The sequence below is a fragment of the Fusicatenibacter saccharivorans genome (genome assembly GCF_015557635.1).
GTDB classification, from domain to species: Bacteria; Bacillota; Clostridia; order Lachnospirales; family Lachnospiraceae; genus Fusicatenibacter; species Fusicatenibacter saccharivorans.
This window is the reverse complement of the sequence record NZ_JADNOP010000005.1, coordinates 82,262-108,794: the sequence shown is the minus strand read 5'-3', so window position 1 is coordinate 108,794 and position 26,533 is coordinate 82,262. Positions and strand designations below refer to the sequence as shown.

25 protein-coding genes and 1 riboswitch are annotated in these 26,533 nt (G+C 51.3%); of the genes, 1 reads left to right on the top strand and 24 read right to left on the bottom strand.

Annotated features, from left to right (window positions below; translation table 11 throughout):
- Positions 1-59: 59 nt before the first annotated feature.
- Both galT and I2G42_RS05915 read right to left on the bottom strand, forming a co-directional pair.
- Positions 60-1,553 carry a UDP-glucose--hexose-1-phosphate uridylyltransferase gene (gene galT, locus I2G42_RS05920; protein ID WP_055219747.1) on the bottom strand — a complete coding sequence of 498 codons (1,494 nt, stop codon included), beginning with the start codon at positions 1,551-1,553 and terminating at the stop codon, positions 60-62.
- A gap of 40 nt (positions 1,554-1,593) precedes the next feature.
- Positions 1,594-2,763 (bottom strand): galactokinase, encoded by a 1,170-nt coding sequence (locus I2G42_RS05915; RefSeq protein ID WP_173812565.1) that lies wholly within the window; start codon positions 2,761-2,763, stop codon positions 1,594-1,596.
- 264 nt (positions 2,764-3,027) lie between these two features.
- On the opposite strand from I2G42_RS05915, the gene I2G42_RS05910 reads away from it, so the two are divergent.
- Positions 3,028-3,921 (top strand): AraC family transcriptional regulator, encoded by an 894-nt coding sequence (locus I2G42_RS05910; protein WP_195530840.1) that lies wholly within the window; start codon positions 3,028-3,030, stop codon positions 3,919-3,921.
- Here the strand turns inward: I2G42_RS05910 and I2G42_RS05905 are convergent.
- The 22 genes from I2G42_RS05905 to rho all read right to left on the bottom strand — a co-directional run bounded on the left by I2G42_RS05905 (position 3,912) and on the right by rho (position 26,510).
- Positions 3,912-6,404, bottom strand: coding sequence for an ATP-dependent DNA helicase (locus I2G42_RS05905; protein WP_195530839.1), 2,493 nt, complete (start codon positions 6,402-6,404; stop codon positions 3,912-3,914). The genes I2G42_RS05910 and I2G42_RS05905 overlap by 10 nt on opposite strands.
- Positions 6,405-6,733: 329 nt before the next feature.
- Positions 6,734-6,961, bottom strand: a complete 228-nt coding sequence (locus I2G42_RS05900) for an HPr family phosphocarrier protein (RefSeq protein ID WP_022463118.1) — start codon at positions 6,959-6,961, stop codon at positions 6,734-6,736.
- Positions 6,962-7,296: 335 nt separating this feature from the next.
- Complete coding sequence (locus I2G42_RS05895; RefSeq protein WP_055219741.1) at positions 7,297-8,121, bottom strand: Mrp/NBP35 family ATP-binding protein; 825 nt, start codon at positions 8,119-8,121, stop codon at positions 7,297-7,299.
- Positions 8,122-8,151: 30 nt separating this feature from the next.
- Positions 8,152-8,496, bottom strand: a complete 345-nt coding sequence (locus I2G42_RS05890; protein ID WP_022463116.1) for a metal-sensing transcriptional repressor — start codon at positions 8,494-8,496, stop codon at positions 8,152-8,154.
- A gap of 38 nt (positions 8,497-8,534) precedes the next feature.
- Positions 8,535-8,765, bottom strand: a complete 231-nt coding sequence (locus tag I2G42_RS05885) for a hypothetical protein (protein WP_022463115.1) — start codon at positions 8,763-8,765, stop codon at positions 8,535-8,537.
- 4 nt (positions 8,766-8,769) lie between these two features.
- On the bottom strand, positions 8,770-9,297 hold the full coding sequence (locus tag I2G42_RS05880) for a DNA-deoxyinosine glycosylase (RefSeq protein ID WP_195530838.1): 528 nt from the start codon (positions 9,295-9,297) through the stop codon (positions 8,770-8,772).
- The gene (locus I2G42_RS05875; protein WP_022463113.1) at positions 9,284-9,526 is read right to left on the bottom strand and encodes a hypothetical protein; all 243 of its coding nucleotides are present in this window, start codon (positions 9,524-9,526) and stop codon (positions 9,284-9,286) included. The genes I2G42_RS05880 and I2G42_RS05875 overlap by 14 nt, the downstream gene beginning before the upstream one ends.
- Entirely contained in the window at positions 9,507-9,692 is a 186-nt protein-coding gene (locus I2G42_RS05870) for a hypothetical protein (protein ID WP_118720139.1), read from the bottom strand. Before I2G42_RS05870 ends, I2G42_RS05875 begins: the two co-directional genes overlap by 20 nt.
- Positions 9,693-9,835: 143 nt before the next feature.
- Positions 9,836-11,014 carry a phosphoribosylaminoimidazolecarboxamide formyltransferase gene (locus I2G42_RS05865; RefSeq protein ID WP_022463111.1) on the bottom strand — a complete coding sequence of 393 codons (1,179 nt, stop codon included), beginning with the start codon at positions 11,012-11,014 and terminating at the stop codon, positions 9,836-9,838.
- A gap of 31 nt (positions 11,015-11,045) precedes the next feature.
- Complete coding sequence (locus I2G42_RS05860; RefSeq protein ID WP_022463110.1) at positions 11,046-11,759, bottom strand: IMP cyclohydrolase; 714 nt, start codon at positions 11,757-11,759, stop codon at positions 11,046-11,048.
- A 78-nt stretch (positions 11,760-11,837) separates the two neighbouring features.
- Positions 11,838-11,918, bottom strand: a riboswitch (ZMP/ZTP riboswitch).
- Positions 11,919-12,050: 132 nt separating this feature from the next.
- Entirely contained in the window at positions 12,051-12,533 is a 483-nt protein-coding gene (locus I2G42_RS05855; protein ID WP_022463109.1) for an acyl-CoA thioesterase, read from the bottom strand.
- 41 nt (positions 12,534-12,574) lie between these two features.
- Positions 12,575-13,852 (bottom strand): O-acetylhomoserine aminocarboxypropyltransferase/cysteine synthase family protein, encoded by a 1,278-nt coding sequence (locus I2G42_RS05850; RefSeq protein ID WP_055227011.1) that lies wholly within the window; start codon positions 13,850-13,852, stop codon positions 12,575-12,577.
- A 158-nt stretch (positions 13,853-14,010) separates the two neighbouring features.
- Positions 14,011-16,419 carry a ribonucleoside triphosphate reductase gene (locus I2G42_RS05845; protein WP_117813196.1) on the bottom strand — a complete coding sequence of 803 codons (2,409 nt, stop codon included), beginning with the start codon at positions 16,417-16,419 and terminating at the stop codon, positions 14,011-14,013.
- A 247-nt stretch (positions 16,420-16,666) separates the two neighbouring features.
- Positions 16,667-17,902, bottom strand: a complete 1,236-nt coding sequence (gene hflX, locus I2G42_RS05840) for a GTPase HflX (protein WP_195530837.1) — start codon at positions 17,900-17,902, stop codon at positions 16,667-16,669.
- 18 nt (positions 17,903-17,920) lie between these two features.
- Positions 17,921-18,955 carry a tetratricopeptide repeat protein gene (locus I2G42_RS05835; RefSeq protein WP_055219726.1) on the bottom strand — a complete coding sequence of 345 codons (1,035 nt, stop codon included), beginning with the start codon at positions 18,953-18,955 and terminating at the stop codon, positions 17,921-17,923.
- Positions 18,952-20,298 (bottom strand): phosphoglucosamine mutase, encoded by a 1,347-nt coding sequence (gene glmM, locus I2G42_RS05830; RefSeq protein WP_022462134.1) that lies wholly within the window; start codon positions 20,296-20,298, stop codon positions 18,952-18,954. The genes I2G42_RS05835 and glmM overlap by 4 nt, the downstream gene beginning before the upstream one ends.
- 104 nt (positions 20,299-20,402) lie before the next feature.
- Entirely contained in the window at positions 20,403-21,323 is a 921-nt protein-coding gene (locus tag I2G42_RS05825; RefSeq protein WP_055219722.1) for a nucleotidyltransferase family protein, read from the bottom strand.
- 92 nt (positions 21,324-21,415) lie between these two features.
- Positions 21,416-22,492 (bottom strand): peptide chain release factor 1, encoded by a 1,077-nt coding sequence (gene prfA / locus I2G42_RS05820; protein ID WP_022462136.1) that lies wholly within the window; start codon positions 22,490-22,492, stop codon positions 21,416-21,418.
- A 75-nt stretch (positions 22,493-22,567) separates the two neighbouring features.
- A complete protein-coding gene (gene prmC, locus I2G42_RS05815; RefSeq protein ID WP_195530836.1) occupies positions 22,568-23,425 on the bottom strand; it encodes a peptide chain release factor N(5)-glutamine methyltransferase in 858 nt (285 codons plus the stop codon).
- A gap of 3 nt (positions 23,426-23,428) precedes the next feature.
- A complete protein-coding gene (locus tag I2G42_RS05810) occupies positions 23,429-24,409 on the bottom strand; it encodes a DUF1385 domain-containing protein (protein ID WP_195530835.1) in 981 nt (326 codons plus the stop codon).
- Positions 24,410-24,513: 104 nt separating this feature from the next.
- Positions 24,514-24,714, bottom strand: coding sequence for a 50S ribosomal protein L31 (gene rpmE, locus I2G42_RS05805; RefSeq protein WP_022462139.1), 201 nt, complete (start codon positions 24,712-24,714; stop codon positions 24,514-24,516).
- Positions 24,715-24,845: 131 nt separating this feature from the next.
- A complete protein-coding gene (gene rho / locus I2G42_RS05800; protein WP_055227023.1) occupies positions 24,846-26,510 on the bottom strand; it encodes a transcription termination factor Rho in 1,665 nt (554 codons plus the stop codon).
- Positions 26,511-26,533: the final 23 nt, after the last annotated feature.

Below are 26,533 nucleotides of genomic sequence, written 5' to 3'. Positions count from 1 at the left end.
TGTTTTCCTTCGCTGCTGCTTTTTTGCCGCAGCGGGTTAATTGAAGCATTTAGTTTATTCTACAACGTTTCCATGAATTTTGCAAATGCACTTCTGCCTTCCTCGGTGCACTTGTAAACGCCGGCATCCTCGAGTACGCCGACAAAGACTTTTCCGACTTCCTCTTTCAGGATATCCATCACATTTTCGCTGTTCAGCTCCGGATGGCGCGGCAGGAATTCGTCTACCCAGTCGGCATGTTTCTCCAGCTCTGCGACAGCGCGGACATCTTTTCCCTCTACGAGGCATTTGGAAAGCTCTTCCAGCTCATCTTTTAAGCGCGCCGGCAGAATCGCAAGTCCCATAACCTCAATAAGGCCGATGTTCTCTTTTTTGATGTGATGATACTGTGCATGCGGATGGTAAACACCGAGCGGGCATTCGTCCGTCGTGATGTTGTTGCGCAGTGCCAGATCGAGTTCGAACGTATCGCCCACTTTTCTTGCGATCGGCGTGATCGTGTTGTGCGGCTCTCCGTCAGTCTCGGCGAATACAAACGCATCCTCATCCGTGTAACCTCTCCAGCAGTTCAGGATATGCTCTGCCAGATCGATCAGCCGTTTCTCATCTTTGTGGCGGATCCGGATGACGGACAGCGGCCATTTGACGATGCCGGTTTCCACATCCTCGTATCCTTTGATGGTAAAATGGCGCTCGATCGGCGCTTTCGCCATTGCGAAAGTATAGTGGCCGCCCTGATAATGATCGTGGCTTAAAATGGAGCCTCCCACAATCGGCAGATCCGCATTGGAACCGATGAAGTAGTGAGGAAACAGCTTGATAAAGTCAAACAGCTTCACAAAGGTCGCGCGCTCGATCTTCATCGGGTTATGCTGGAAATTGAACACGATGCAGTGCTCATTGTAATACACATATGGCGAGTACTGGAATCCCCACTCCGTCTGATTGATCGTCAGCGGAATGATGCGGTGGTTCTGGCGCGCCGGGTGGTTGACGCGTCCCGCATAGCCCACATTCTCCTTGCAGAGCAGGCATTTCGGATAACCGCTCTGTTTTGCCAGTTTTGCAGCCGCGATCGCCTTCGGGTCCTTCTCCGGTTTGGAGAGGTTGATCGAGATATCGATATCGCCGTAGGCACTCGGTACGCTCCAGCGGATATCCTTTGCGATGCGATATCTGCGGATGTAGTTGGAATCCTGGCTCAGTTTGTAGAAGTAATCGGTTGCCTCCTGCGGGCTCTTCGCATAGAGTTCCTCAAACTTCTTTACCACCTCTCCCGGGCGCGGCATCAGGCAGTCCATCAGTTTCGTATCGAACAGATCGCGGTAAACGACGCTGTTGTGTTCGAGAAGACCGCGCTTAGCTGCATCATCAAGCAGTTCATTTAAAGTCTCTTCCAGATCCGGGGTCTCCGGAATCTGCTCCGGCTCTTCGTAATCGGAAATCTGCATGACTTCCAGAATCCGGTTTGTCGCATAGATTTTATCCAGTCCCGAAACAAGACCGGCATTTTCTCCATATTTTACCAGTTTTGCAATACTCTCGTTAATCACTGTAGCTTCCTCCCTGCTGCCGATCCAGCTTTTTTATTTCTTATTTTAATACGCCTGCGCCGTCTCCGATGTCTACGACGTAGAAGTCTGCGGCATAGCCGATTTTTTCTTTGTAAGCTGCGCCTACTTTTGCGATGAAGTTGTCAATATCTTCTGTTTTTACGATGCTGACGGTGCATCCGCCGAAGCCTGCGCCTGTCATACGGGATCCGATGACACCCGGGCAGTTCCATGCTTCTTCCACAAGAGTATCCAGCTCGATGCCGGTTACCTCATAGTCATCACGCAGGGAAACGTGGGATGCGTTCATCAGCTCGCCGAATTTTGCGATGTCGTTTGCCTTTAAAGCTGCAACGGCCTGAACGGTTCTCTGGTTCTCGTAAACAGCATGTTTTGCACGTTTCTGGCGGACCGGATCTTTGATGGCATCTTTCACTGCCTCAAACTCTTCCTCGGTCAGCTCGCCAAGGCTCTTGATGTCTTTGACTTTCTGAATCTCAGCCAGAGCAGTCTCGCACTCGCTGCGGCGCTCGTTGTATTTGGAGTCGCCAAGGCCGCGTTTCTTGTTGCTGCAGGAGATGACAATTCTTGCGCCTTCCAGTTTAACCGGTGCGTACTCATATTTCAGATCGCTGGTGTCAAGGAAGATCGCACAGTCCTTTTTGCCCATGGCGATGGCGAACTGATCCATGATACCGCAGTTGACGCCGTTGTAATTGTTCTCGGAGAACTGGCCGTACAGAGCAATGTCGATCATGGAGATGGTGTCGTAGCCGAACATGTCACGCAGCATTACGCCGGTTACGGTCTCAACGGATGCGGAAGAGGAAAGGCCGGAGCCGTTCGGAATGTTTCCGTAGAGCACGATATCGAAGCCCTGCTCTACCGGGAAGCCCTTCTGGCAAAATGCCCACATCATTCCCTTCGGATATGCGGTCCAGTTGCCTTCTTTGCCCATCTGAAACTCATCGAGCGAAGATTCCACCACGCCGAGTTTTTCAAAGTTCATAGAGTAAAAACGAAGCTTTCTGTCGTCACGTTTTCTTGCTGCCATGTAGGTTCCGATGGTCAGTGCGCATGGAAATACGTGGCCTCCGTTGTAATCGGTGTGCTCACCGATCAGGTTCACACGTCCAGGTGCGAAGTAGGTGCGGATGTCGCCCTCTCCCCCGAACAGTTTTGCAAAACAATCCAGTACCTGCTGTTTCATTTTGTTGTCTCCTTTTCTTTTTGGTGTGTTGTTTTCGTGGTTTCGTTTTGTGTGTTGTGTGTGTATTGTGTGTTTGTGTGTTTTTTCTTATCTTCTTAAGTATCATTATAGTGAGCCGTACGCCCCTCTGCAACAACAATATTGGGGCAAACGATAATTATATTGAGGTGATCTTCGATTTTTTCTTGTTTTTTTTCCCTTTTTGCCGCATACTTTACTTATCGTATGATTTTTAACGGATTTTATGGATTGGAGGTACGTTTCATGCAGATCCGCATGGATAAAGAAAACCGTGAGCTGAAGGCCCACGGCAGCTATGAATTTCCTGTCAACATCAGTTACGAACAGCTCTCCCGCTACGAGCGCGGCTCCTTTTCCTGGCACTGGCACCCGGAAATTGAGCTGACGTTTGTCCTCTCGGGGCAGATCGGATATCAGGTCAACGGCAAATCGTATGTCTTAAAAGAAGGGGACGGCATTTTCTGCAACACGAATGCGCTTCACAGCGGCCACATGATCAACGGGATGGACTGCGTCTATATTTCAACCACGTTCGCCCCGCGCTTTCTCTATGGTTTTTCAAACAGTGTGATCCAGACGCGCTACGTCGAACCGGTGCTGACGGATATGCAGCTCGCCTCCATCGTCTTTTCGCCGGAGATCGACTGGCAGAACCAGGTACTTGCCTGTATGCACCGCATCTACGACCTCTCGCTTTCGCAGCCGTCCGCGTTTGAGATGGAAATCCAGGAGCTTCTGCTGTCGATCTGGATTGAGATTTACCGCCACGCATCGTTTTCCGGTGAATCCCAGAACACGGCGGCAGCGCGTGATGTTGAGCGGCTCCGCATTCTGCTCGACTACATCCACCGCCATTATATGGAGCATCTGACGCTCGAGGATCTCGCCGCACAGATCCACATCTGCCGCAGTGAATGCTGCCGTTTTTTCAAAAAATGCATGAACGAATCCCTGTTTGACTATCTTCTCGATTACCGTATTGAAAAAAGCCTGCCGCTCCTTCTCGAGCGCCAGGCCAGTATCACTTCCGTAGCGGAACAGACCGGATTTTCCAGTCCTGCCTATTTTTCTAAAATTTTCCGGCAGCAGATGGGCTGCTCGCCGAGTGAATACCGGAACCGCGCGGATCACACGTAACGTTCAGCGCTGTACCGAGATTTCATTTCCTGCTGCCCGGCTTTTGATCCGCTCTCACAATCCACCCTCTCCCAAAACGAATGGATTACCTCCGGGAGGCTGCTGCGCTGCACAATCCGGCAGTCCTCCCACTCTCTTGGGAACAGCTCGCGGTACTCCCGGTTTCGGAACCGCTCGTCGAGCAACAGAATCACACCCGTGTCCTCCGTCGTACGGATCACGCGCCCTGCCGCCTGCAATACTTTATTCATGCCGGGATAGCGGTACGCGTAGTCGAAACCGTTCTCTCCGCTGCGGTCAAAATATTGCTTTAAAAGTTCTCTCTCCGGCCCCACCTGCGGGATTCCGGCTCCCACAACGGCCGCGCCGATCAGCTTTTCCCCGTCCAGATCAATTCCCTCCGAGAAAATGCCTCCCATGATACAGAATCCCACCAGCGTTTTCTCGTTGTCTTTCGCAAACGCTTCCAGAAACTCTTCTCTCTCCTGCTCCCGCATCGCCGACTCCTGGATCAGGCAGGTCACGTTTTCATCTGCATACAGTTCCTCATAGACCGCATAGACATCCTGCATCAGGCGGTATGACGGGAAGAACGCCATATAGTTGCCCTTCCGGCTCTGGATCATCTCGTTCAGATAGGCGGCGATCTTCTCAAACTCTGCGCGGTTTCTCCGCTGATACTTCGTGCTGACCTCGCTTCCGATCGCCAGACACCGCTTCGTGGGATCAAACGGGGACTCCACGTAAATCGCGTAATCGTCCGTATTCGTGCTGAACATCTTCTTATAATACTGCACCGGCAGCAGCGTCGCGGAAAAGAAGACGGCCGACCGCCCCTGGTTGATACACTGCTGCAGATTCTCCGCCGGGTTGACGCAGAACAGGCGCAGTGCAAAATCGCCGTTATCGAGATAACTCGTGTAGATCAGATAATTTTCATCCACTAAATTGTAAATCTCGGAAAAATTTCGCAAGTTAAAGTAAAATTCCAGAACCTGCTTCCGGATTTCGCTTGTCTTATGCGCTTCCAGCCAGCCCGCCAGTTCTTCCAGCAGCTGATTGACCATCATAAGAAACGTCGATACGCTTTCCAGCTCCGTGCAGGAATCGCACTCTCTTTTGTAGACGAGCATCTGGTGATTGCAGCGGTTCAGCGCCCTCTCGAGCTTTTTGCCCGGTGCATACGGGCGGAGGAGCTGGCGGACCTTTAAAATCTCCTCTTTGACGAGCGTGGCACTGAACATATCGCGGCCCCGCTCGACCAGGTTGTGCGCCTCATCGATCAGAAAGATGTAGTCACCCTTCGTTCCTTCTGCGAAAAAGCGTTTTAATTTCGAGGTCGGATCAAACGCATAGTTGTAATCGCAGATCACGCCGTCCACCCACGAAGCCACATCAAACTGGAGCTCGTGCGGGCAGACGTTCCATTTTTCCGCCTGGCGCAGGACTTCCTCTCTTGTGTAGGAATCGCATTCCGTCAGCATCTCGTACACCGCCGCGTTGATCCGGTCAAAATGACCTTTCGCGCGCGGGCAGTGGATCGGATCGCACTCGGGCTCATCGAGGATGCACATTTTTTCTTTTGCGGTCAGCGTGATTGCTTTGAACTGCAGTCCCTTCTCTTTTAGAATGGAGACCGCCTCCTCTGCCACGGTACGGGTGATGGTTTTCGCAGTCAGATAAAAAAGACGGTCGCCGCAGCCCTCTCCGATCGCGCGGATGGCCGGAAAGACCGTGGACATTGTTTTTCCGATGCCGGTCGGCGCCTGGACGAAGAGTTCTTTTTTCCGCAGAATGGTACGGTAGACGCCGCTCACCAGTTCCCGCTGGCCTTTCCGGTACGGGAAGGGGAATTCGAGGTGCTGCATTGAGGCATCTCGCGCTTTCTGCCACTGGTACTGGAATTCCGCCCAGATAAACCAGGCGTCGAGTAGCTCATCGAACCACTGCTCCAGTTCCGGGAGCTTGTACGTCTGCAGAAAATGGCGGATGCGCCAGTTGGAGTGCTCCGGCTTTACCTCTTCTTTGGTGAGCGGGCGCAGAAGGCCTTCCTCCTCGGAGGAGAGCAGGGTGTACGTCATCAGCACGCCCATCTCCTCTTTGCGGTTCTGAAGGCCGTAGATGTAAGCGTAGCACTTCGCCTGTGCCAGATGCACCGGAACCGGCTCTTCCATCGCTTCGAGGTCACGGTACGTTCCCTTGATCTCCTCGATCACGGTCGTGGTTCCGTCCTTGTACATGCCGTCCGCTCTTCCCTCGACGCGCAGGATGAAATGCTCATATTCTTTTTCGTGAACCAGCGGAACCTCCGCACGGTAATCGGCGCCCCGTTTTTTCTGAATCTGCTGATGCACCCGCGTTCCCGCCTGCATGGCATCGCGCTCGCCAAAACCTCCCGACGAGTTGTCCAGATCCCCGCTGCGCAGAATAAACTCCACCAGATTCCGCACGGAAATCCGGATCTCTTTCTTCTTCTCTTCCACTAGCCCGCTCCTTTTCTAACCAGACTATTCAGAGCCCCATCTCGATTCCGCTGCGCTGCATCTCGATGTGGCTTCTCGCCATATGAAATTCCAGAAAAGAACGCTCATTCATGCAAGCATGATTCGTGTCCTTTTCTGGAATTTCGCATGGCTCTGAATAGTTATCATTATACAGAAAAAAGGAGACTGCCGCAACAGTCTCCTTTTTTTCTCTCTGAAGTTATGTGTCTCGTGTGATTAGTTTTTCTTCAGAAAGTCCCCTGCGCAAATTCTGTCTCTACTCTCGCTGGCGGCGCAGGCTGAATTTTTTTCGTTTCCCTTAATAAAATTTATGCTACAGCAAATTTCTGCAGGGTTTTATTGAATGCCGGGCTGTCACCATAGCAGTGTACGGTGAGATCACGGTTCAGATCCATGCTGAGGATGCCAAGAATGGATTTTGCATCAATAATAACGCGGTTGTAAAAAATGTCAATATCAAAATCACATTTGGAAGCTGCTTTTACAAACTCCTCTACTTCCTCAGTTCCATTGAGTCTTACTACGCAGTGTGACATACGATTCACCTCTTTCTTAATCAATAGCTGTTTGTTTTCCTATCGTTGAGGTAGATTATGCACTTTTTCTCTTTAAATGTCAATATTGAATTTATTTCCTTGTTTTTGCCATATTATGCATGTTTTTTATGCAAGTTTTTCTCATTAACCCTTCATATTTGTCGCTTTTTGTCTCATTTGCGCAGTCGTGTGTAACCGGTTACACAAAATCCGTTTAAAATAAAATAGTTTTTGCCAAAAGAAACGTAAAAATCTTGTCAAAAAAACCCGCTTTTCCTTGTAAAATCAAGGAAAAACGAGTTTTTCATGCCATTACTTGCTTCTATATTTAATGATTAGATGTTGATCTTTGCAATATCGGTGTTATCCACTTCTGCAAATCTTCCTTCGTCCACCAGCTCGGCAAACTCCGGATGAATCGGCATTTTGCCGAGAACCGGCACGCCGATCTCGGCTGCGATCTCGTCGATGTGGCTTTCGCCGAAAATGGACAGCTTTTTGCCGCAGTCCGGACATACGAGGTAGCTGTAGTTCTCTACGATACCGAGCACCGGAACACTCATCATCTGTGCCATCTTGTAGGCTTTCATGACAATCATGCGCACCAGATCCTGCGGGGAAGATACGATCACTACGCCGTCTACCGGAAGAGACTGGAAAACGGTTAGTGGAACATCACCGGTTCCTGGCGGCATATCGACGAAGAGATAGTCCAGGTCGCCCCAGATGACGTCGGTCCAGAACTGTTTTACGGTTCCTGCGATGACAGGTCCTCTCCAGATGACCGGCTCTTCCTCGCCCGGAAGCAGGAGGTTGATGGACATTACCTTTACGCCGTTTGCTGCAACTGCCGGGTAAACGCCCTTGTCATCTACGTTTGCAGGTCCTTTCAGGCCATACATTTTCGGGATGGACGGTCCTGTGATATCGGCATCGAGGATACCAACCTTGTAGCCCTCTTTTGCTTTCTGGTTTGCCAGAGATGCGGTTACCATGGATTTACCAACACCGCCCTTGCCGCTGACAACGCCAATGACATGTTTGATCGAAGAATCGGCATTCAGATCAATATGAAAATCCGGTTTGCCCTGTCCTGCTTTGCTTGGACATCCTTCGCAGCTTTCTTTGGAACAGCTCGAATTGCTGCATTCTTTTGCCATGTTTCTTTCCTCTTTTCTTGTTTTTCTTGCTTATTTGACAAAGCGGTCGATCGCCTTATTCAGCTCCTGAATCGCTTTTATGTCCCCATGCTCGACTGCATCGACGATGCAATGTTCAATGTGATCCTCCAGGATAATTTTTCCTGTATTGTTAATGGCCGCCTTCACGGCAGACAGCTGGATCAGAACCTCAGTGCAGTCCCGGCCTTCCTCTACCATCCGCTTGATCGACTCCATGTGTCCGATCGCGCGGGAGAGGCGGTTTAAGACTGCTTTTGTATTTGTATGATGGTGCCCGTGGGCGTGATCGTGGGAATGCTCGATCACGGTGCCGTCTTCCAGCACATGCACATGCGTGTGTTTTTCTTCACTCATCGTTTTTTTCTCCGCTTTTCTGGTATTTTCTGCGCGATTCAGATTTCTGTAAACGTAAACCGCTGGCGGATGCCGGAGGTCTCAATGTCAAAGACCAGAGATCCGTCCGCTTCCACCGTTTTTTCATATTTTAAGTTTTTGTCCGGAAATTTCTGACGGATATACGCCTCCGGGTCATCCGTCTCGATCTCGTCGAAAAAGACGTCCCGCATCTGATTATTGGCACACTCATTAAAAATCTCCCAGACGGTCTCGTACTCTTTTTTCATCCTGTCACTCTCCGTTTCGTAAGACTTCTCCGCACTGGCTCCACTCGCCAAGCAGCCGCTCCACAGACCATGCGGCGTTCGCGGGACTCGTCGACGGAAGACGAACCGCTTCCCGTCCCAGCTGCTTCTCCTGGTACTTCCGGTAATACTTCCACGCGGTCGCCCCGTTGCAGTAAATCTGCCGGATATCGGCGCATTCCAGAATGTCCTGCAGCGGATTCGGCACAACATCGCGGATGCTCGCATCGCTCGAGCCTGTGATGACGCAGGACGCGATCACATCCCAGACAGCGATATGATTCCGGAGCAGAAACGCCTTCTTCTCTTCCACGGTCTGCGGCACCTCTTCCCCGTACACGGCTGCCGTCACTTTCCAGAAACGGTTCTGCGGATGGCCGTAAAAAAATCCGGTCTCCCTGGATTTTACGGACGGAAAACTGCCGAGAATCAGAATCCGGGAATCGGCGCGGTAAACCGGCGGAATCGGATGCACCACCGGGTGCTCATTTTTGTTCTCGTCAGGTCGGCTCATCTTCATCAAACTCCACTACCGTATAGAATCCTCTCGGTGTCTCTTTTACTTCTTTTACGATTCCCTTCCGGGACTGCAGCCTCTCATACGCCTGATAATTCCTGCTCATGGCCACTGCCGGGGTAATCGTATAATAATAGGAGGTAGGCAGTGCGCTTTCTGTCACGTTGACTTCCTGGCCTTCCTCGAGAAGTCCCTGTCGCTCCATTTTAAATTCCATCTGCCGCATATTCCTCATCCTCCTTTTTGCAGCGGGCAAAAGATACGCCCATGGGGTATTTTATCACACTTTTCCGAAAAAGAACAGGGGTTTTCGACAGAAAAAGGCGGTACCGGACCCTCGCCCCCAGAATTTTTGTTTTGATCATTTTCCAGATCTTTTCTCTTGCTTTCATTCACAAATCCTCCGTGTCCAGTATAGCGCAAAAACCCGGATTCCGACTATGCATATTTTGCCGCATGTGCGAAAAAAAGAAAGAATCCGGCCGCCCAGAGACCGGATTCTTTCTTCTTATATAAATATAAAACGCATTTCTTTTTAGTGATGGAACAAACGGATTCCTGTAAATGCCATCGCCATGTTGTACTTGTTGCAGCACTCGATGACAGCGTCGTCACGAACCGATCCGCCCGGCTCTGCGATGTACTCGACGCCGCTCTTGTGTGCGCGCTCGATGTTGTCGCTGAACGGGAAGAAGGCATCGGAACCTAAGGTTACGCCCTTCATCTGGTCGAGCCATGCACGTTTCTCTTCTCTTGTGAAGACTTCCGGTTTTACTTTGAAGATCTTCTCCCATGCGCCGTCTGCGAGAACATCCATGTACTCCTCGCCGATGTAAACGTCGATCGCATTGTCACGGTCTGCACGGCGGATGCCGTCTACGAACTGCAGATCCAGCACCTTCGGGCACTGACGCAGGAACCAGTTGTCGGCTTTCTGTCCGGCAAGACGGGTGCAGTGCACACGGGACTGCTGGCCTGCGCCGACACCGATGGCCTGACCGTCTTTGACGAAGCATACGGAGTTGGACTGGGTATATTTTAAGGTAATCAGTGCAATCTTCAGATCGCGTTTTGCTGCTTCCGGAATCTCTTTGTTCTCGGTTACCACGTTGGAGAGCAGCTCATCGTCGATCGGCAGCTCCTGGCGGCCCTGCTCAAAGGTAATGCCGAAGACCTGTTTGTGCTCGAGCGGAGCCGGACGGTAATTCTCGTCGATTTTGATGACGCAGTAGTTACCTTTTTTCTTTGCTTTCAGGATTTCCAGTGCTTCATCGGTAAATCCCGGAGCGATGACACCGTCAGAAACCTCACGTTTGATCAGAGATGCGGTGTCTTTGTCGCAGACATCAGAAAGTGCGATAAAGTCGCCGAAAGAAGACATACGGTCTGCGCCTCTGGCTCTTGCATAAGCGCATGCTAACGGAGAAAGCTCTCCCATATCGTCTACCCAGTAAATTTTACGCAGGGTCTCGTCCAGCGGAAGACCTACGGCTGCACCTGCCGGGGAAACGTGCTTGAAGGAAGTTGCTGCCGGAAGACCGGTGGCTGCTTTCAGCTCACGTACCAGCTGCCAGCCATTGAAGGCGTCCAGAAAATTGATATAGCCCGGACGGCCGCTTAATACTTCGATCGGAAGATCTCTGTCATCATCCATGTAAATTCTGGAAGGTTTCTGGTTCGGGTTGCATCCGTATTTTAACGCTAATTCTTTCATGATTTTCTCCTTTCGCAAAACACTCGATTTCTTATTTATTTTTATTCACGATTCTTGTCTCATACTTGCCGGTTGCAATGTCGATATAGCGTGTGAAGAGGGACACCTTGTTGTCCTCGTTTAAGCTGCTCCAGAGCAGTTCGGTGAAGGCATCGATGTCATCCGGAATCTCGACCAGTTTTGGCTCACCTTCAAAGCTTGGCAGCGGATTGCCGTCGTGCATGTAGGTGTGGATGAAATGGCCTTCCCCTGCTACACAGTTATCATAGGAGAAGGTGTAGCGGTTGCACTGGGACGGATCGCCGTTGTTGCTCTTTAAGATCGACATCTGGTAGCCGTACGTTCCGTTCTCTACGTGCATCACACCGGAAATACGAGGAGTGTAGTTCGGTGCATCCGGCTCAAACTCTCTGCTTCGAAGGGATACCTCAAACGTTTTTCCCTGCTCCAGTCCTTCGTATACGGTATCGGTCTGGTCTCCGTTTGTTACGATCGTATCATTTCCCAGAACGCGTACCGGTGCGTAGATGATCAGGCTCGGATCTTCCAGCTTCGACGGATCAAACGCCTGTGTGCGGATTCCCTCACCCTCCTCAACAAAGACACGGTTGCGGCTGTTCTGGCTTCTGCCCATAATAAAGTATCCGGCAACGGCTTTTGTGCCGTCTTTGGATCTGCCGATCACAATTCCTCTTCCTGGATATGCATTTCCTTTTAATTCCTGTTCCAGTGATACTTTTTTCATCTTCTGTTCTCCTTTTCAAGGTGGCTGGAATGGGATTTTCTGTTTTTGGATAAAAAAACAGACCCACTCCCCCAAGCATTCTTCTGCCCAGACGGTCGGCCTCTTCTCACGCTATACTCCCTGTGGTCATTTCCACTTCCGTCAGTCGTATAACTGCCTTTACCTTAACATGGAAAATCCCGCCTGTCAAGGGACACGGCGGGATTTTTTTAAATGAAATTTTCAGAATGCACGAAGACAGCTCCGGTAAACGCCCCGGTGGATTCTGCAAATGTGTGGGTGAACGTCAACTTAGAACCCCTCTCTGTGACGCTCTTTTCGCAGTTCATAGCGGCGTTTTCCGCCCTCCCACTCGGCCTCCTGCTCCGGGGATTCCAGAATCAGGCCCGGGACGGGAAGTGCGCGGCCGTTCTCGTCGATGGCCACCATCACCACGTAGGCACGGTTGATCATTTTCCGAATGCCGGTCGCAAGCTCTTCCACGTACGTGTCGACGCGCACCTCCATTGAGGTGCGTCCGACATACGTCACTCTTCCGACCAGTACGACGGTGTCGTTCAGAAAAGCAGGATGCTTGAAGTTCAGATTGTCGATGCACGCGGTGGTGATTTCGTGGCCGCAGTGGCGGCGTCCCACCAGACCGGCAAGCTCATCGATCCACGCGACCAGCTGGCCGCCGAACAGACGGCCATAGCCGTTGATATGGCGGTGCATCAGAAGATACGACTGCTCTGTCTCAGAATCTTTTACGCGTTTCTTTGCCATTTCTTCCATTTTACCAATACGCTCCTTTTCACATCCTGTTTTTTGTATCTTTATACGTTCGCAAGCGCCTGATCAAGGTCTGCAATGATATCGTTCACATCCTCAATGCCGACCGACAGACGGATCAGATCCGGCAGAACACCGGCTTCGATGAGCTGCTGATCGTTCAGCTGGCGGTGGGTATGGCTTGCCGGGTGCAGAACGCAGCTTCTTGCATCGGCAACGTGTGTTACAATTGCTACCATTTTCAGGCCGTTCGTAAAACGCATCGCACCGTCTCTTCCGCCCTTCGGTCCGAAGCAGAGAACGCCGCAGGTTCCGTTCGGCATGTATTTTTCTGCCAGCGCATGGTATTTGCTGTCTGCAAGGCCTGCGTACTCAACCCATGCTACCTTCGGGTGGTTTTTCAGGAACTCTGCCACTTTCTCGGCATTTCTGCAGTGACGCTCCACGCGCAGGTGCAGGGTCTCCAGACCGACATTCGTCAGGAATGCATTCTGCGGGGACTGGCACGCTCCCATATCACGCATCAGCTGTGCGGTTGCTTTTGTGATATACGCTTTTTTACCGAATTTCTGCGTATAAATCACGCCGTGGTACGATTCGTCCGGTGTAGTAAGGCCCGGGAATTTGTCTGCATGCGCATCCCAGTCGAAGTTTCCGGAATCGACAATCGCTCCGCCGAGCGCCATTGCATGGCCGTCCATGTATTTTGTGGTGGAATGGGTGACAATATCTACACCGAACTCGAACGGACGGCAGTTGATCGGGGTTGCAAAGGTGTTGTCGCAGATCATCGGAACGCCGTGCTCATGTGCAAGTTTAACAAACTTGTCAATGTCAAGTACAACACCTGCCGGGTTGGAAATCGTCTCGGCAAAGACAGCTTTGGTGTTCGGCTGGAATGCTTTTTCCAGCTCATCTGCCGGCGCATCCTGGTCCACGAGGGTAGTCTCGATGCCGAATCGTTTTAAGGTAACGGCGAGCAGGTTGGAGGTTCCTCCATAAACCTTTGCCGCGCAGACAACGTGGTCGCCTGCCTCACAGATGTTGGTAACAGCAAGCATCGTTGCCGCCTGGCCGGAAGATGTGAGCATGGCTGCCACGCCGCCCTCCAGATCGCAGATTTTCTGTGCTACGACGTCGTTCGTCGGGTTCTGCAGACGGGAATAGAAATATCCCTCTTCCTCCAGATCGAACAGTTTTCCCATTTCCTCGCTGGTTGCATATTTGAATGTTGTGCTCTGGTAAATCGGAAGTACACGCGGCTCACCGTTTTTCGGCTGCCATCCTCCCTGTACACAGATTGTGTCCTGGCTGTATCCCATAATTTTTCTCCCTTCTGTAAGTGAAACCAGTCCACCGGGCCGATTTCTGCTGTGCTCAGCGCCATAATAATACCCCCACCCGGGATGCCCGGGCGAGGGTATCACTTTTTCCTATTATAACTCTGTTTGTTCTTTCCTGCAACTATATGCGCACAGATTTAGGAGAGATATTCATCCACATATTTCTGGATATTGGAAGCATTCACAATCTTCTGCGCCTGGCCGTCCTCCACAACGAGAAGAGTCGGTGCCTGCATGATGCCGTACTGTGCGGCAAGATCCGGGTGACGCTCTGCGTCGATCACCTCATACTGCTCCTCGGCGAGCATTTCTTTTGCCATTTTGCAGTTCGGGCAGGTGCTTGTCGTGAACAGGTACATGCCGTCTTCCTCGATTTTATCTGCTGCAGCGGCTTTCGGCTCTTCTTTTCCAGCGGCCTGCTCTGCCAGTTTCTCTGCTGCGCCGTACGATTTCATTTTCTGCTCCGGCGATTTGGAGTGGATGATATCATATACAGTTCTGTTCTTGTACTCCTGGCGTTTTCCGTCGTTCCAGTTCTTGACCGGACGGTAATATCCCGTGATACGGCTGTAAACCTCTGCCTCTTTTCCACAGATCGGACATGTAAAATGCTCGCCGGCGAGATAGCCGTCGTTCGCACAGACAGAATACGTCGGGGACAGCGTGTAGTACGGCAGTTTGTAGTTCTCTGCAATCTTCCGCACAAGGGAAGCTGCTGCTTTCCAGTCCGGCAGTTTTTCGCCAAGGAACGCATGGAATACAGTTCCCGAGGTGTACAGCGTCTGCAGATCATCCTGAATATCAAGCGCAGAGAAAATATCCTCGGTATAGTCCACCGGCAGATGGGAGCTGTTGGTGTAGTACGGGGTATCTCCCTCATGGCCTGCGGTCTTGATATCCGGCCATTTTGCACGGTCGTGTTTTGCCAGACGGTATGCGGTCGACTCCGCCGGAGTTGCCTCAAGGTTGTACAGATCGCCGTACTCCTCCTGGTAATCAGAAAGACGCTCTCTCATATGGTTCAGAACTTCTTTCGTAAACTGCTGTGTCTTCGGATCCTCCAGACCCTTTCCGAGCCATGCGGCATTTAAGCCGGCCTCGTTCATACCGATCAGACCGATGGTTGAGAAGTGGTTCTCAAACGTTCCAAGGTACCGTTTCGTATATGGATACAGTCCCTCGTCCAGGAGGCGGGTAATGACCTCACGTTTCGTCTTTAACGAACGTGCGGCAATATCCATCATATGATCGAGACGGCGGTAGAACTCTTTCTCATCTTTGGACTGATATGCGATACGCGGCATATTGATGGTGACAACGCCGACCGATCCGGTGCTCTCGCCGGAACCGAAGAATCCGCCGGTTTTCTTTCGAAGCTCACGCAGATCCAGGCGGAGACGGCAGCACATGGAGCGCACGTCGCTTGGTTTCATATCGCTGTTGATGTAGTTGGAGAAGTACGGGGTACCGTATTTTGCAGTCATTTCGAACAGCAGACGGTTATTCTCCGTATCGGACCAGTCAAAATCGGATGTGATGGAGTAGGTCGGGATCGGGTACTGGAAGCCTCTTCCGTTGGCATCTCCCTCGATCATCGTCTCGATGAACGCTTTGTTGACCATATCCATCTCTTTTTTACAGTCTTTGTACTTGAAGTCCATCTCCTTACCGCCGACGATCGCCGGAAGCTCCGCGAGGTCATCCGGTACGGTCCAGTCGAGTGTGATGTTGGAGAACGGTGCCTGGCTTCCCCAGCGGCTCGGTGTGTTGACGCCGTAGATAAACGCCTCGATGCACTTCTTCACTTCGCCGTAGCTTAAGTTGTCCACTTTGACGAACGGCGCCAGATACGTATCAAATGAAGAAAATGCCTGCGCACCTGCCCACTCGTTCTGCATAATGCCGAGGAAGTTGACCATCTGGTTGCACAGAACCGAAAGATGTCTTGCCGGAGAAGAAGTAATCTTTCCGTTGATGCCGCCAAGTCCTTCTTTGATGAGCTGTTTTAACGACCATCCTGCACAGTAGCCGGTCAGCATCGACAGGTCGTGGATGTGAATATCCGCGTTGCGGTGTGCCTCGGCGATCTCGTCATCATAAATCTCTGATAACCAGTAGTTGGCTGTGATCGCGCCGGAATTGCTTAAGATCAGACCGCCGACAGAATACGTTACGGTCGAGTTCTCTTTGACACGCCAGTCCTCTACTTTTACGTAGCTGTCCACGATCTCTTTGTAGTCTACGATCGTCGATTTCATGTTGCGGATTTTTTCCCTCTGCTTGCGGTACAGAATGTAAGCTTTTGCCACTTCTGCGTAGCCGCACTGGATCAGCACGTTCTCCACGCTGTCCTGAATTGCCTCCACTGAAATTTTTCCGTCTTTGATCTTGGACTGAAAGTCCGCTGTTACGCGCAGTGCCAGCATCTGAAGCATGTCATCGCTGAACTGCATATCTTTTGCGCCGAATGCTTTTCCAATCGCATCGGTAATCTTTTTCATCTGGAACTCTGCAATCGTTCCGTCTCTCTTTTCTACCTGAAACATGGAATCCCTCCTGTTAATTCAACCGTTTCTGCAAGGCCTTTTTAAGGTTCCACTCTTTGCAGTGTCTGAACCATATGATAGCAGAGCATGTTTCTCCCGTCAATAGTAAAAAGTACCATATCTAGTGTGAAATTTTCTAACATCACTAGATATGGTACTTTTACTTATGTTCTGTCCCTTCCATTTTTCGGCGCTGTACGGCGCTTAAAGGGATGTACTGCCGTTTTTAAGCCCGCTTGCCATACCTCTATACCCTCGGATAGATATCCTTCGGTACATAGGCTTTTACGCGGATGCCTTCCGGCAGATATTCTTCTTCGAGCAGAATTCCGTATCCGCGGATCAGTGAAATCGTTCCCGCCTTATCGTACGGATAGAGGCGCTCGATATAGATTTTTCCCTCCATCATCCACGAGGAGAGTAAATTTTTGAGGTCTTCGAGTCCCTGTCCTGTTTTGGCAGAGACCGCAAGGCTCGCGTCTGCCCGGAAATCTTTTACAACCACCGGGTCGAGAAGCTTATCCTGCTTGTTCAGCAGGGTGACGATCTTTTTGTCCTCAACTTTCAGTTCCCGCAGCGTATCGTACACGACCTGCATCTGCAGCTCCATCTGCGGATTTGACGTATCCACAACGTGGAGAATATAGTCGGCATACCGTGCTTCCTCCAGCGTACTGCGGAATGCATCGATCAGATGATGTGGCAGCTTATTGATAAATCCAACCGTATCGGTCAGCAGGATTTCCTGTCCATCCGGAAGGGTCAGTGACCGCGTCGTCGTATCCAGCGTGGAAAACAGCATTGCATCTGCCAGAATTTCCGATCCTGTCAGTGCATTTAAAAGACTGCTCTTTCCCGCTGACGTATAGCCTACGAGCGCCGCTACCGGGATTTTGGAACGTTTTCTGCCTTCACGAAGGAGCTCTCTGTGCTGGCGTACTTCCTCAAGCTCACGTTTTAACTGCGTAATACGCGTGCGAATCAGGCGCCGGTCGGTTTCCAGCTTTTTCTCTCCCGGTCCTCTCGTACCGATTCCGCCGCCAAGACGGGAAAGCGATGTGCCAAGGCCGGAAAGTCGGGACGCACGGTACTTTAACTGGGCCAGCTCAACCTGGATTTTACCCTCGCTGCTCACGGCGCGCGCCGCAAAGATATCCAGGATCAAAAGCGTACGGTCCATGATCTTGCATTCCAGTGCTTCCTCCAGCCCTTTTAACTGGATCGAGGAGAGCTCATCGTCGCAGATGATGCCCGTCGCATCGCAGGCGCGCACCAGAATTTTCAATTCCTCTAATTTTCCTTTTCCGATGTACGTTCCCGGATGAATGGCCTCTCGCACCTGCACCAGGCGGCCCTCCACCTTCGCACCGGCGGTGCTGGCCAGTTCCGCCAGCTCGTCGAGCGATTCTTCTGCTTTTGCGCCGCCGTTTTCCTGTACGCCGACCAGAATCACGCGCTCCTGTTCTTCTCTTAAATCAAACAATCCAACTTCCTCCGTCTGTTATCGGTTCTGGAGAAACGTATTTTCCCGCTGCGCCGCGGTGTTTTCCGGGTATGCTGCCAGAAAATCCGCCATCAGCGACTTCGCGGTATCAAAATCCGCCCGTTTTTCATAGGATACAATCTGGTTGAACAGCAGATTTTCCCGGTCGGAATCCTCTGCCGTTTTGAGTCCTTCCTCGATATACGAGAGTGCACTGTCCGTGTCGTTTTCCGCAAGTGCGCAGAGCGCCAGCCCGTTGTTGGCTGCCGCCGCAAAGCCATCTGTCGAAAGATACGAAGAAAACAGTGCTTTCGCCTCGTCGTTCTGACCATTGGAAAGGTAAACCTCGCCGAGCATTTCCATCGCCGCGCTGCTGCCGTCCTTCATTGCCTTCGAGAACGCTTTGACCGCCTCGTCCTGCTCCTCCAGATAGTAGTATGCGCAGCCGATGTTATAATAATCCTCGGTCGTTTTCGGCTCAATCTTCACTGCCGCTTCGAGGTAACGGTCTCCGTCCGCCTTCATGCTGCTCTCCTGATACAGCTCGTAAATGTCAAGGCAGAGCTGATAGCTCTCCTTCGTCTCCACTGCCGCATCAAAATCCACCTTCGCCTGCTCGTAATTCTTCTGCAGGAAGTACGCGCGTCCCCTAAGGAACAGCGCATCGGCATCGGCCTTTTCTTCCTGAATATTGGTGCAGATCTCAATGGCTCCATCCAGATCTCCGGCCTGTACGCAGGTTTCCGCCTCGTAATACATGACATCGCGCGAAAACTCCGCGTCTTTGTGCTTCATGCTCGAAAGACTGCTCTTGAAAGCCTCTTTTGCCTTGTCATACTCCTGGCTTTTCAGATAAGCGATGCCGAGCGACCGGTAGCTCTCCGCCAGTCGGTCGCCTGCCTTTACGGCTCCCTCCAGCATCGCAATCGACGTTACGTAGTCCTTCTGTTCGAGCGCCTCGATGCCCTTTTTATAAAGCTTTGAATTTTTATTTTCACAGCCGCCAAGCACCATTGCCGCCGCCAGAAAAAAGATTACCAGTCTTTTTTTCATTCTGTCACAAGTCCTTCTTTATGCATCACAGAAACAACCTGGTCTACGTATTTTGCACACGTTGCGTCGTCCGGTGCTTCCACCATGACACGGATCACCGGCTCGGTGCCGCTCTCTCTTACGAGGATGCGTCCGTCATCGCCCAGGGCCTCTGCTACGTCTTCTACTGCTTTCTGTACTGCCGGGTTGGCCTTTGCAGCTGCTTTGTTTGCCACGCGGACATTCTTTAAGAGCTGCGGGTAAATCACTACCTCGGCTGTCAGGGTGCTGAGCGGGAGTTTCTTATCTATCAGCACTTCCATCACCATCAGGGAGGTCAGGATTCCGTCACCGGTCGTCGCGTGCTTGCTGAAAATGATGTGGCCGGACTGCTCTCCGCCGAGAGAATAGCCGTTTGCCATCATGTTCTCGCACACGTATTTGTCGCCGACTGCCGTCTTCTCATACCGGATACCGGCGCGGTCACACGCTTTGTAAAGACCGAGGTTTGACATGATCGTGGTCACGATCGTATCTCCGTTTAACTGGCCTTTTTCTTTTAAGTATTTACCGCAGACATACATGATCAGGTCTCCGTCTACCACATTTCCCAGCTCATCGACAGCGATGCAGCGGTCTGCGTCTCCGTCGTAGGCAAATCCGACATCGAGGTGTTTCTCTCTTACATATTTCTGAAGCTCTTCGATGTGGGTGGAACCACAGCCGCAGTTGATGTTTGTTCCGTCCGGCTCGTTGTGGATCACATATGTCTTGGCGCCGATGGCATCAAACACGCTCTTGGCTACGGAAGAGGCACTTCCGTTGGAGCAGTCGAGTCCGACTCTCATGTTTTTAAAGGATTTTGTCGGAATCGAGATCAGGTGTCCAATGTAGCGGTTCCTTCCGGCTGCAAAATCCACGGTGCGTCCGATGTCTTCTCTCGTTGCGAACGGGATCTTCGGTGTTCCGTCGTCGATGTAGGCTTCGATCTGCGCTTCGATGTCGGCTTCCAGTTTCTGTCCCAGGCCGTTGATGACTTTGATTCCGTTGTCATAGAACGGGTTGTGGCTGGCGGAGATCATAATTCCGCAGTCAAAGTTTTCGGTACGGACAACATAGGAAACGCTCGGGGTGGTCGTTACGTGCAGCAGATAAGCGTCTGCTCCCGATGCGGTCAGTCCTGCTACCAGCGAATATTCGAACATGTAGCTGGAGCGTCTGGTGTCTTTTCCAATGACGATCTGTGCTTTGTGGTCTTTTCCGAAATACCATCCGAGGAATCTTCCCACTTTATATGCATGCTCAACCGTCAGATCAATGTTTGCTTCTCCGCGAAATCCATCTGTTCCAAAATATTTACCCATGGTATGCTCCTTTCCCCTTTCGGGCAGAAAGCGTGTCTGAAATTTTTTGCAATCATTCAAACACGCTTTTTCTGGTTATTCACTCAAATAACAAAATATCGTAATTAGTCGTACAGCTTCTCGCTGTATACGCCGTCCGCAATCAGTTTGCGGAATGCTTCTGTTACGGAAGCTTTGTCTTCCTGATACGTTACGCCGAACCACTCTGCGTCGGTCGGAAGAACTTTTACTTCTGCTTTTCCTGCGTGCAGCAGCTCGTCGATGTAGATCGGAAGGAGGTACTCGCCTTTTACATCTCCCTCTTTCTGTGCAGAAAGGAATTCAACAAAGCCTTTCTCCAGAAGATCAATGAACTCCGGCTGCAGTCCCCACATGTTCATGGAAACAAGGGAGTTTTTGTCGATCGGATCAACCGTTCCGTCTTCTTTTTCAACGCCTGCGCCCTCTGCGGTCTTTACGATGTTTTTCGTCTCGTTGACACCGGTCAGATTTCCGTTTTCATCAACGACGCAGACACCTCTTGTAACACCGCCGTTGTCACTTAAGGTGTTTCCAAGCACGAATCCTGCCATGGAGATCGGCATAACTTCATCCACATCATGCTCCTGTACGAGGTAGTCGTGCAGTTTTACGAACGGATCTTTCCCGTAATAGTCATCAGCATTGATAACAGCAAACGGCTCTTTTACAAGACCTTTGCAGGCAAGAACGGCCTGGCCGGTTCCCCACGGTTTGGTACGGCCTTCCGGTTTTGCAAAGCCTGCCGGCAGATCATCGAGCTCCTGGAATGCATATTCCACCTCTGTGATTTTGCTGATGCGGTTGCCGATGACTTCCTTGAAATCTTTCTCCAGATCCTTGCGGATGATGAAGACTACTTTGTTGAAGCCGGCTTCCAGTGCATCGTGGATGGAATAATCCATGATGATCTCCCCGTTTGGTCCTACTGGCTCAAGCTGCTTGATTCCCTTTCCAAATCTGCTGCCGATTCCGGCTGCCATGATCACAAGTGCTGTTTTCTTCATAGCGTTTTTCCTTTCTCTTTTCCCCTTTTTTCTCTTGTTTATTCTATCAACAATCGATCCTGTAGACCAATCGTGATTCGCAGCGTTTATTATTATGCTTCTTCCTGCATGCTGCTCAGCTTTGCGGCCTGATCGGCTGCAATCAGACTGTCAATGATTTCATCCAGATCGCCGTTCATGATGGCGTCCAGTTTGTATAAGGTCAGTTTGATTCTGTGATCCGTCACACGTCCCTGCGGGAAGTTGTACGTACGGATCTTCTCAGAGCGGTCTCCCGTTCCGACCTGGCTCTTTCGAAGCTCGGCCATCTCATCGTGCTGTTTCTGCTGCTCTAAGTCGTACAGACGGGCACGCAGAATCTTCAGTGCCTTGTCCTTATTCTTTAACTGTGATTTCTCATCCTGGCAGGAAATGACGATGCCGCTCGGGAAGTGGGTCAGACGGACTGCTGAGTCGGTCGTATTGACACACTGGCCGCCGTTTCCGGAAGCACGGAATACATCGAATTTGTAATCTTTCGGGTCGATCTGTACTTCGACGTCATCCACCTCCGGCATGATCGCTACGGTCATGGTTGAGGTATGGATTCTTCCGCCGGACTCGGTTTCCGGCACACGCTGTACGCGGTGCGTGCCGCTCTCGTACTTCATCCGGGAGTACGCGCCTGCTCCGTTGATCAGAAGTGTTGCGTCTTTAAAGCCGCCGATTCCGTTTTCATCGGCGCTGGTCAGCTCTGTTTTCCAGCCGCGGCTCTCTGCGTATTTGATGTACATACGGCAGATTTCTGCGGTAAAGAGTGCCGCCTCGTCTCCGCCGGCACCTGCGCGGAACTCTACGATAACGTTCTTGTCATCGTTCGGGTCTTTCGGCAGAAGCAGGACTTTGAGCTCCTGCTCCAGCTCCTCTACGCGTTTTTTCGCATCGGAGAGCTCTTCTTTCAGCATTTCGCGCATTTCTTCGTCGGATTCCTCCTCGAGAAGCATCAGGCTCTCTTCGATGGTCTGTTTCTGTGTTTTATAGTCCTTATATGCGTCTGCGATCGGCTGGAGTTCTGCCTGCTCCTTCATCAGCTTCTGGAACTTCGCCGCATCGGCAGCGACGTCCGGCTCGCTTAACTGATTCAGTACCTCCTCGAGACGCATGAGGATATCATCAAGTTTATCAAACATAAAATGACTGCTCCTTTTTGCTGTTTTCGTCTGTTTATGATGTCATTATGGTGTCAAAATTAAAATTCATTTCTGTCAGGGTTTTTTGTGCCAGATACCGGTCACCACGCGGTCCAGGCCTGCCAGATCTTTCAGAACCTGTACATCGGCAAAGCCGTGGGTTTCCATCAGCTCCCGCACTTCATCTCCCTGATCGTATCCAATTTCAAAACAGAGCTTTCCGCCCTCTTTTAAATAGCTTCCTGCCTGCTCTGTAATCTTCCGGTAAAAGACAAGACCGTCCGCACTGCCGTCGAGTGCCATCCGCGGCTCATGGTCGCGCACCTCCGGCATCAGCGTTTCAATCACATCCGTGCGGATATACGGCGGATTGCTTGCGATCACATCGAAGGTTCCCTCGATGTTTTCAAATAAGTTGCTCTTTACGAACGATGCCCGTCCGCCCGCCTGTGCGCCGTTCTTTTCCGCAACCTGTAAGGCTTTCTCGGAGAGATCCGCGCCGATTCCCGTGCAGTCCTCTCTCGTCACAAGAAGCGATATGAGGATGCATCCCGAACCGGTGCAGAGATCGAGAATCCGTGCATCTTTGGGAAGGCCGCGGAGCGCTTCCTCCACAAGAATCTCGGTGTCCTGCCGCGGAATCAGTACATGCTCATTCACAAAAAACGGGATTCCGTAGAACCACGCCTCTCCGGTCAGCTGCTGCAGCGGAATGTGTTCGCCGCGCTTTTTGACCAGCGCTTCGTACTGCTCCTGCTGTTCTTTTGGCATTTCATCTTCACTGTGTACAAAGTAGGTGCTGTGGCTGATCCCGCAGACATGCTCCAGTAAAAGCCATGCGTCCTGCCGGGCTTCCTCCACCCCCTGCTTTTGTAAGTACAGAATAGCGGATTCCAGTGCAGATTTCAAGTTTTTTCTATCGTGCACACTCATCGGTCACGGCTCCTCATGTTCTTTCTTTTCGGTTTTGGCCGGGTACGTATAACCAAAGTTTTCGTTCAGGTATGCTCTCCAGTCAAACACAGCCTCCACAGCGGCGATCGCAACCTCTGCCATCTCGGCATCCGGCTCGCGCGTCGTCAGGTGCTGCAGCATCAGGCCCGGTTTACTGATCAGGTTGACCAGTTTATTGTCACTTTTTCCCGCCAGGCGGATAATTTCATACGAAACGCCCGCGATCACCGGAATGAGAAGCAGGCGGATCACGATTTTCAGCACCGGGGAATCGACCCGGATGAACATGAAAAAGATGATGCTGATGACGATGACGTACATCAGAAAGCTCGTTCCGCAGCGCTTGTGCTCCCGGGAACTCTTTAAGACGTTTTCCACGTTCAGTTCCAGACCGTGCTCAACGCAGTTAATGCATTTATGCTCGGCGCCGTGGTACATGAACACGCGCTGAATGTCTTCCATACGGGAAATGGCTGCCAGATAGCCGAGGAACAGTGCCACACGCACAAAGGCCTCTGCCACCGCGGTCAGTGTCGTTCCGGCTCCCGCTTTGTGCAGCAGTTCGGACAGAAAGTACGGCACCATCAGAAAGAGAACGACGGCGATGACAACGGAAAATGTGACGGTTCCGTACATCATCAGCCTGTCTGTCTTTTCTTTTTTCGCTTTCTGCTGCTCCTCTTCCTCTTTCGTCGCCGGCTTTTTCTTTTCCTCCTCGTCCTCATAGAACGAAGCGGAGTACATAAGGGAACTCATGCCGACGATCATCGAATCGGCAAAGCTGAAGACACCGCGCAGAATCGGAACTTTTAAAAGCCCCTTGTGCTTTGTCAGCGGCTTGTGCTGCTCTACTTTAACCTCAATCTCCCCGTCCGGCCGGCGTACTGCGACGGAATAGCGGTCCTTGTTCATCATCATGACGCCTTCCATCACGGCCTGGCCGCCAATATTGGATGATTTCATAATTTACGTTTACCTCCTCAAAGGGGATTTTCTGCATCCGTAACGCAAGAACGGGCTGAGATCTTCCAACCTCAGCCCGTTTTTCATCTTGCTTGATTCAATTCTTATTTCATGCCGTATTTCTTGTTGAACTTCTCGATACGTCCACGAGCTGCAGCAGCTTTCTGCTGGCCAGTGTAGAACGGATGGCATTTAGAACAGATCTCAACGTGGATCTCTTTCTTGGTAGAACCTGTTACGAAAGTATTTCCGCAGTTGCAGGTAACAGTTGCCTGATGGTATTCTGGATGGATTCCTTCTCTCATTTTATTCACCTCTTCTTAATATTGTTATCTTCTCAGATTTACTCTGATGATTTCGTATTTCAGGCTGACAAAATCTCATCAACCTTGCACAGCTTTCTCATTGTATCACACAATTTTGAAAATTGCAAGCCTTATACTATTTTTTGTTTCTTTAAAATTTGAATCAGTTCGCCGTTGTTTCTGGTGCGGGCAAACATATTCAGAATATTTTCCACGGCCTCCTCGGATTTCATGCCGTTTAATGCCTTCCGCATATTGTAAACGGCCTCCTGCTCATCCGGTGTCAGAAGCAGATCTTCTCTTCTTGTTCCCGATTTGGCTATGTCGATGGCCGGGAAGACGCGGCGTTCCTGCAGTTTCCGGTCGAGCACGAGTTCCATGTTTCCGGTGCCTTTGAATTCCTCGTAAACGACATCGTCCATCTTGCTTCCGGTGTCCACAAGCGCCGTTGCAAGAATCGTCAGGCTTCCGCCCTCGCGCATGTTTCTGGCCGCGCCGAAAAACCGTTTCGGCATGTAGAGTGCTGCCGGATCGAGACCGCCGGAAAGGGTACGGCCGCTCGGCGGAACGGTCAGGTTGTAAGCTCTGGCAAGACGTGTGATGCTGTCGATGAAGATCGTAACGTCTTTTTTACTCTCCACAAGACGTTTCGCGCGCTCAATGACCATCTCGGACACGCGTTTGTGGTGCTCCGGCTGCTCATCAAACGTGGAATAAATAACCTCCACATTGGAGCCCTGGATCGCTTCTTTGATGTCGGTGACCTCCTCCGGCCGCTCGTCGATCAGAAGGATGATCAGATACATCTCCGGGTTGTTCCGCAGGATGGATTTTGCCGCATCCTTCAAAAGCGTCGTTTTTCCGGCTTTCGGCGGGGAGACGATCATGCCTCGCTGGCCCTTTCCGATCGGACTTACAAGATCCACGATCCGCATCGCCATGCTTCCGCCCGGGCGCTCAAGGCGCAGCCGCTCATCCGGGAAGACCGGTGTCATATCTTCGAAATTGCCGCGTCGCATGATCTGGTCGAGCGGCAGATTGTTGACGCTCTTTAAGTATAAAAGGGCGCTGAATTTTTCGGTTGCGGACTTTACTCTCGTGTTTCCGCGGATGATATCTCCCGTTTTCAGTCCGAAACGGCGGATTTGGGACGGAGAAACGTAGACATCGCTGTCGCCCGGCATATAGTTGTCGGAGCGGATAAATCCAAATCCGTCCGGCATGACCTCGAGGATGCCGCAGGCCTCCTGGCCGCTGTCGAGCGTGCTGGTTTCCTGACGCGGTTCCTGTCTCGTCTCTGGTCTTGCTTCCTGACGCAGCGGCTCCTGTCTCATTTCCTGCCCTGCTTCCTGACGCGGCTCCTGTCTTTGCTCTTCCTCACGGTTATTCTGATTATAATTCCGTGGTTCCTGAAATCTACGCTCATTGAAACGCGGCGCTCTTGGACGGTACTCCTGTCGCTCTCCGTTTTCACTGCGCTCTTCCCGGCGGACATACCGCGGTCTCTGGTACGGGCGCGCGGTGCCGTTTTCCGAGGTTTCCCGATTCTGGCGCTCCATACCGTCCTCCCGCTTTTCCTGCGGTTCCTGATTCTGATCCTGTACAGTTTCCGTCTTTTTTTCCTCTTTTAGAACCGCCGGCTCTTCCATATTTTTCTGGTTTTCTTTCTGATCTTCTTCCAGCATCCGCTCAATCAGCGCTTCTTTCCGCAGGGTGGAAATCCCCTTCATGTTTCTGGATTTTGCCAGCGCTTTCAGCATGCTCAAAGGCAATGACTCATACTTTTCTCTTGTCATACCATTTTTCCTCTATCTATTCT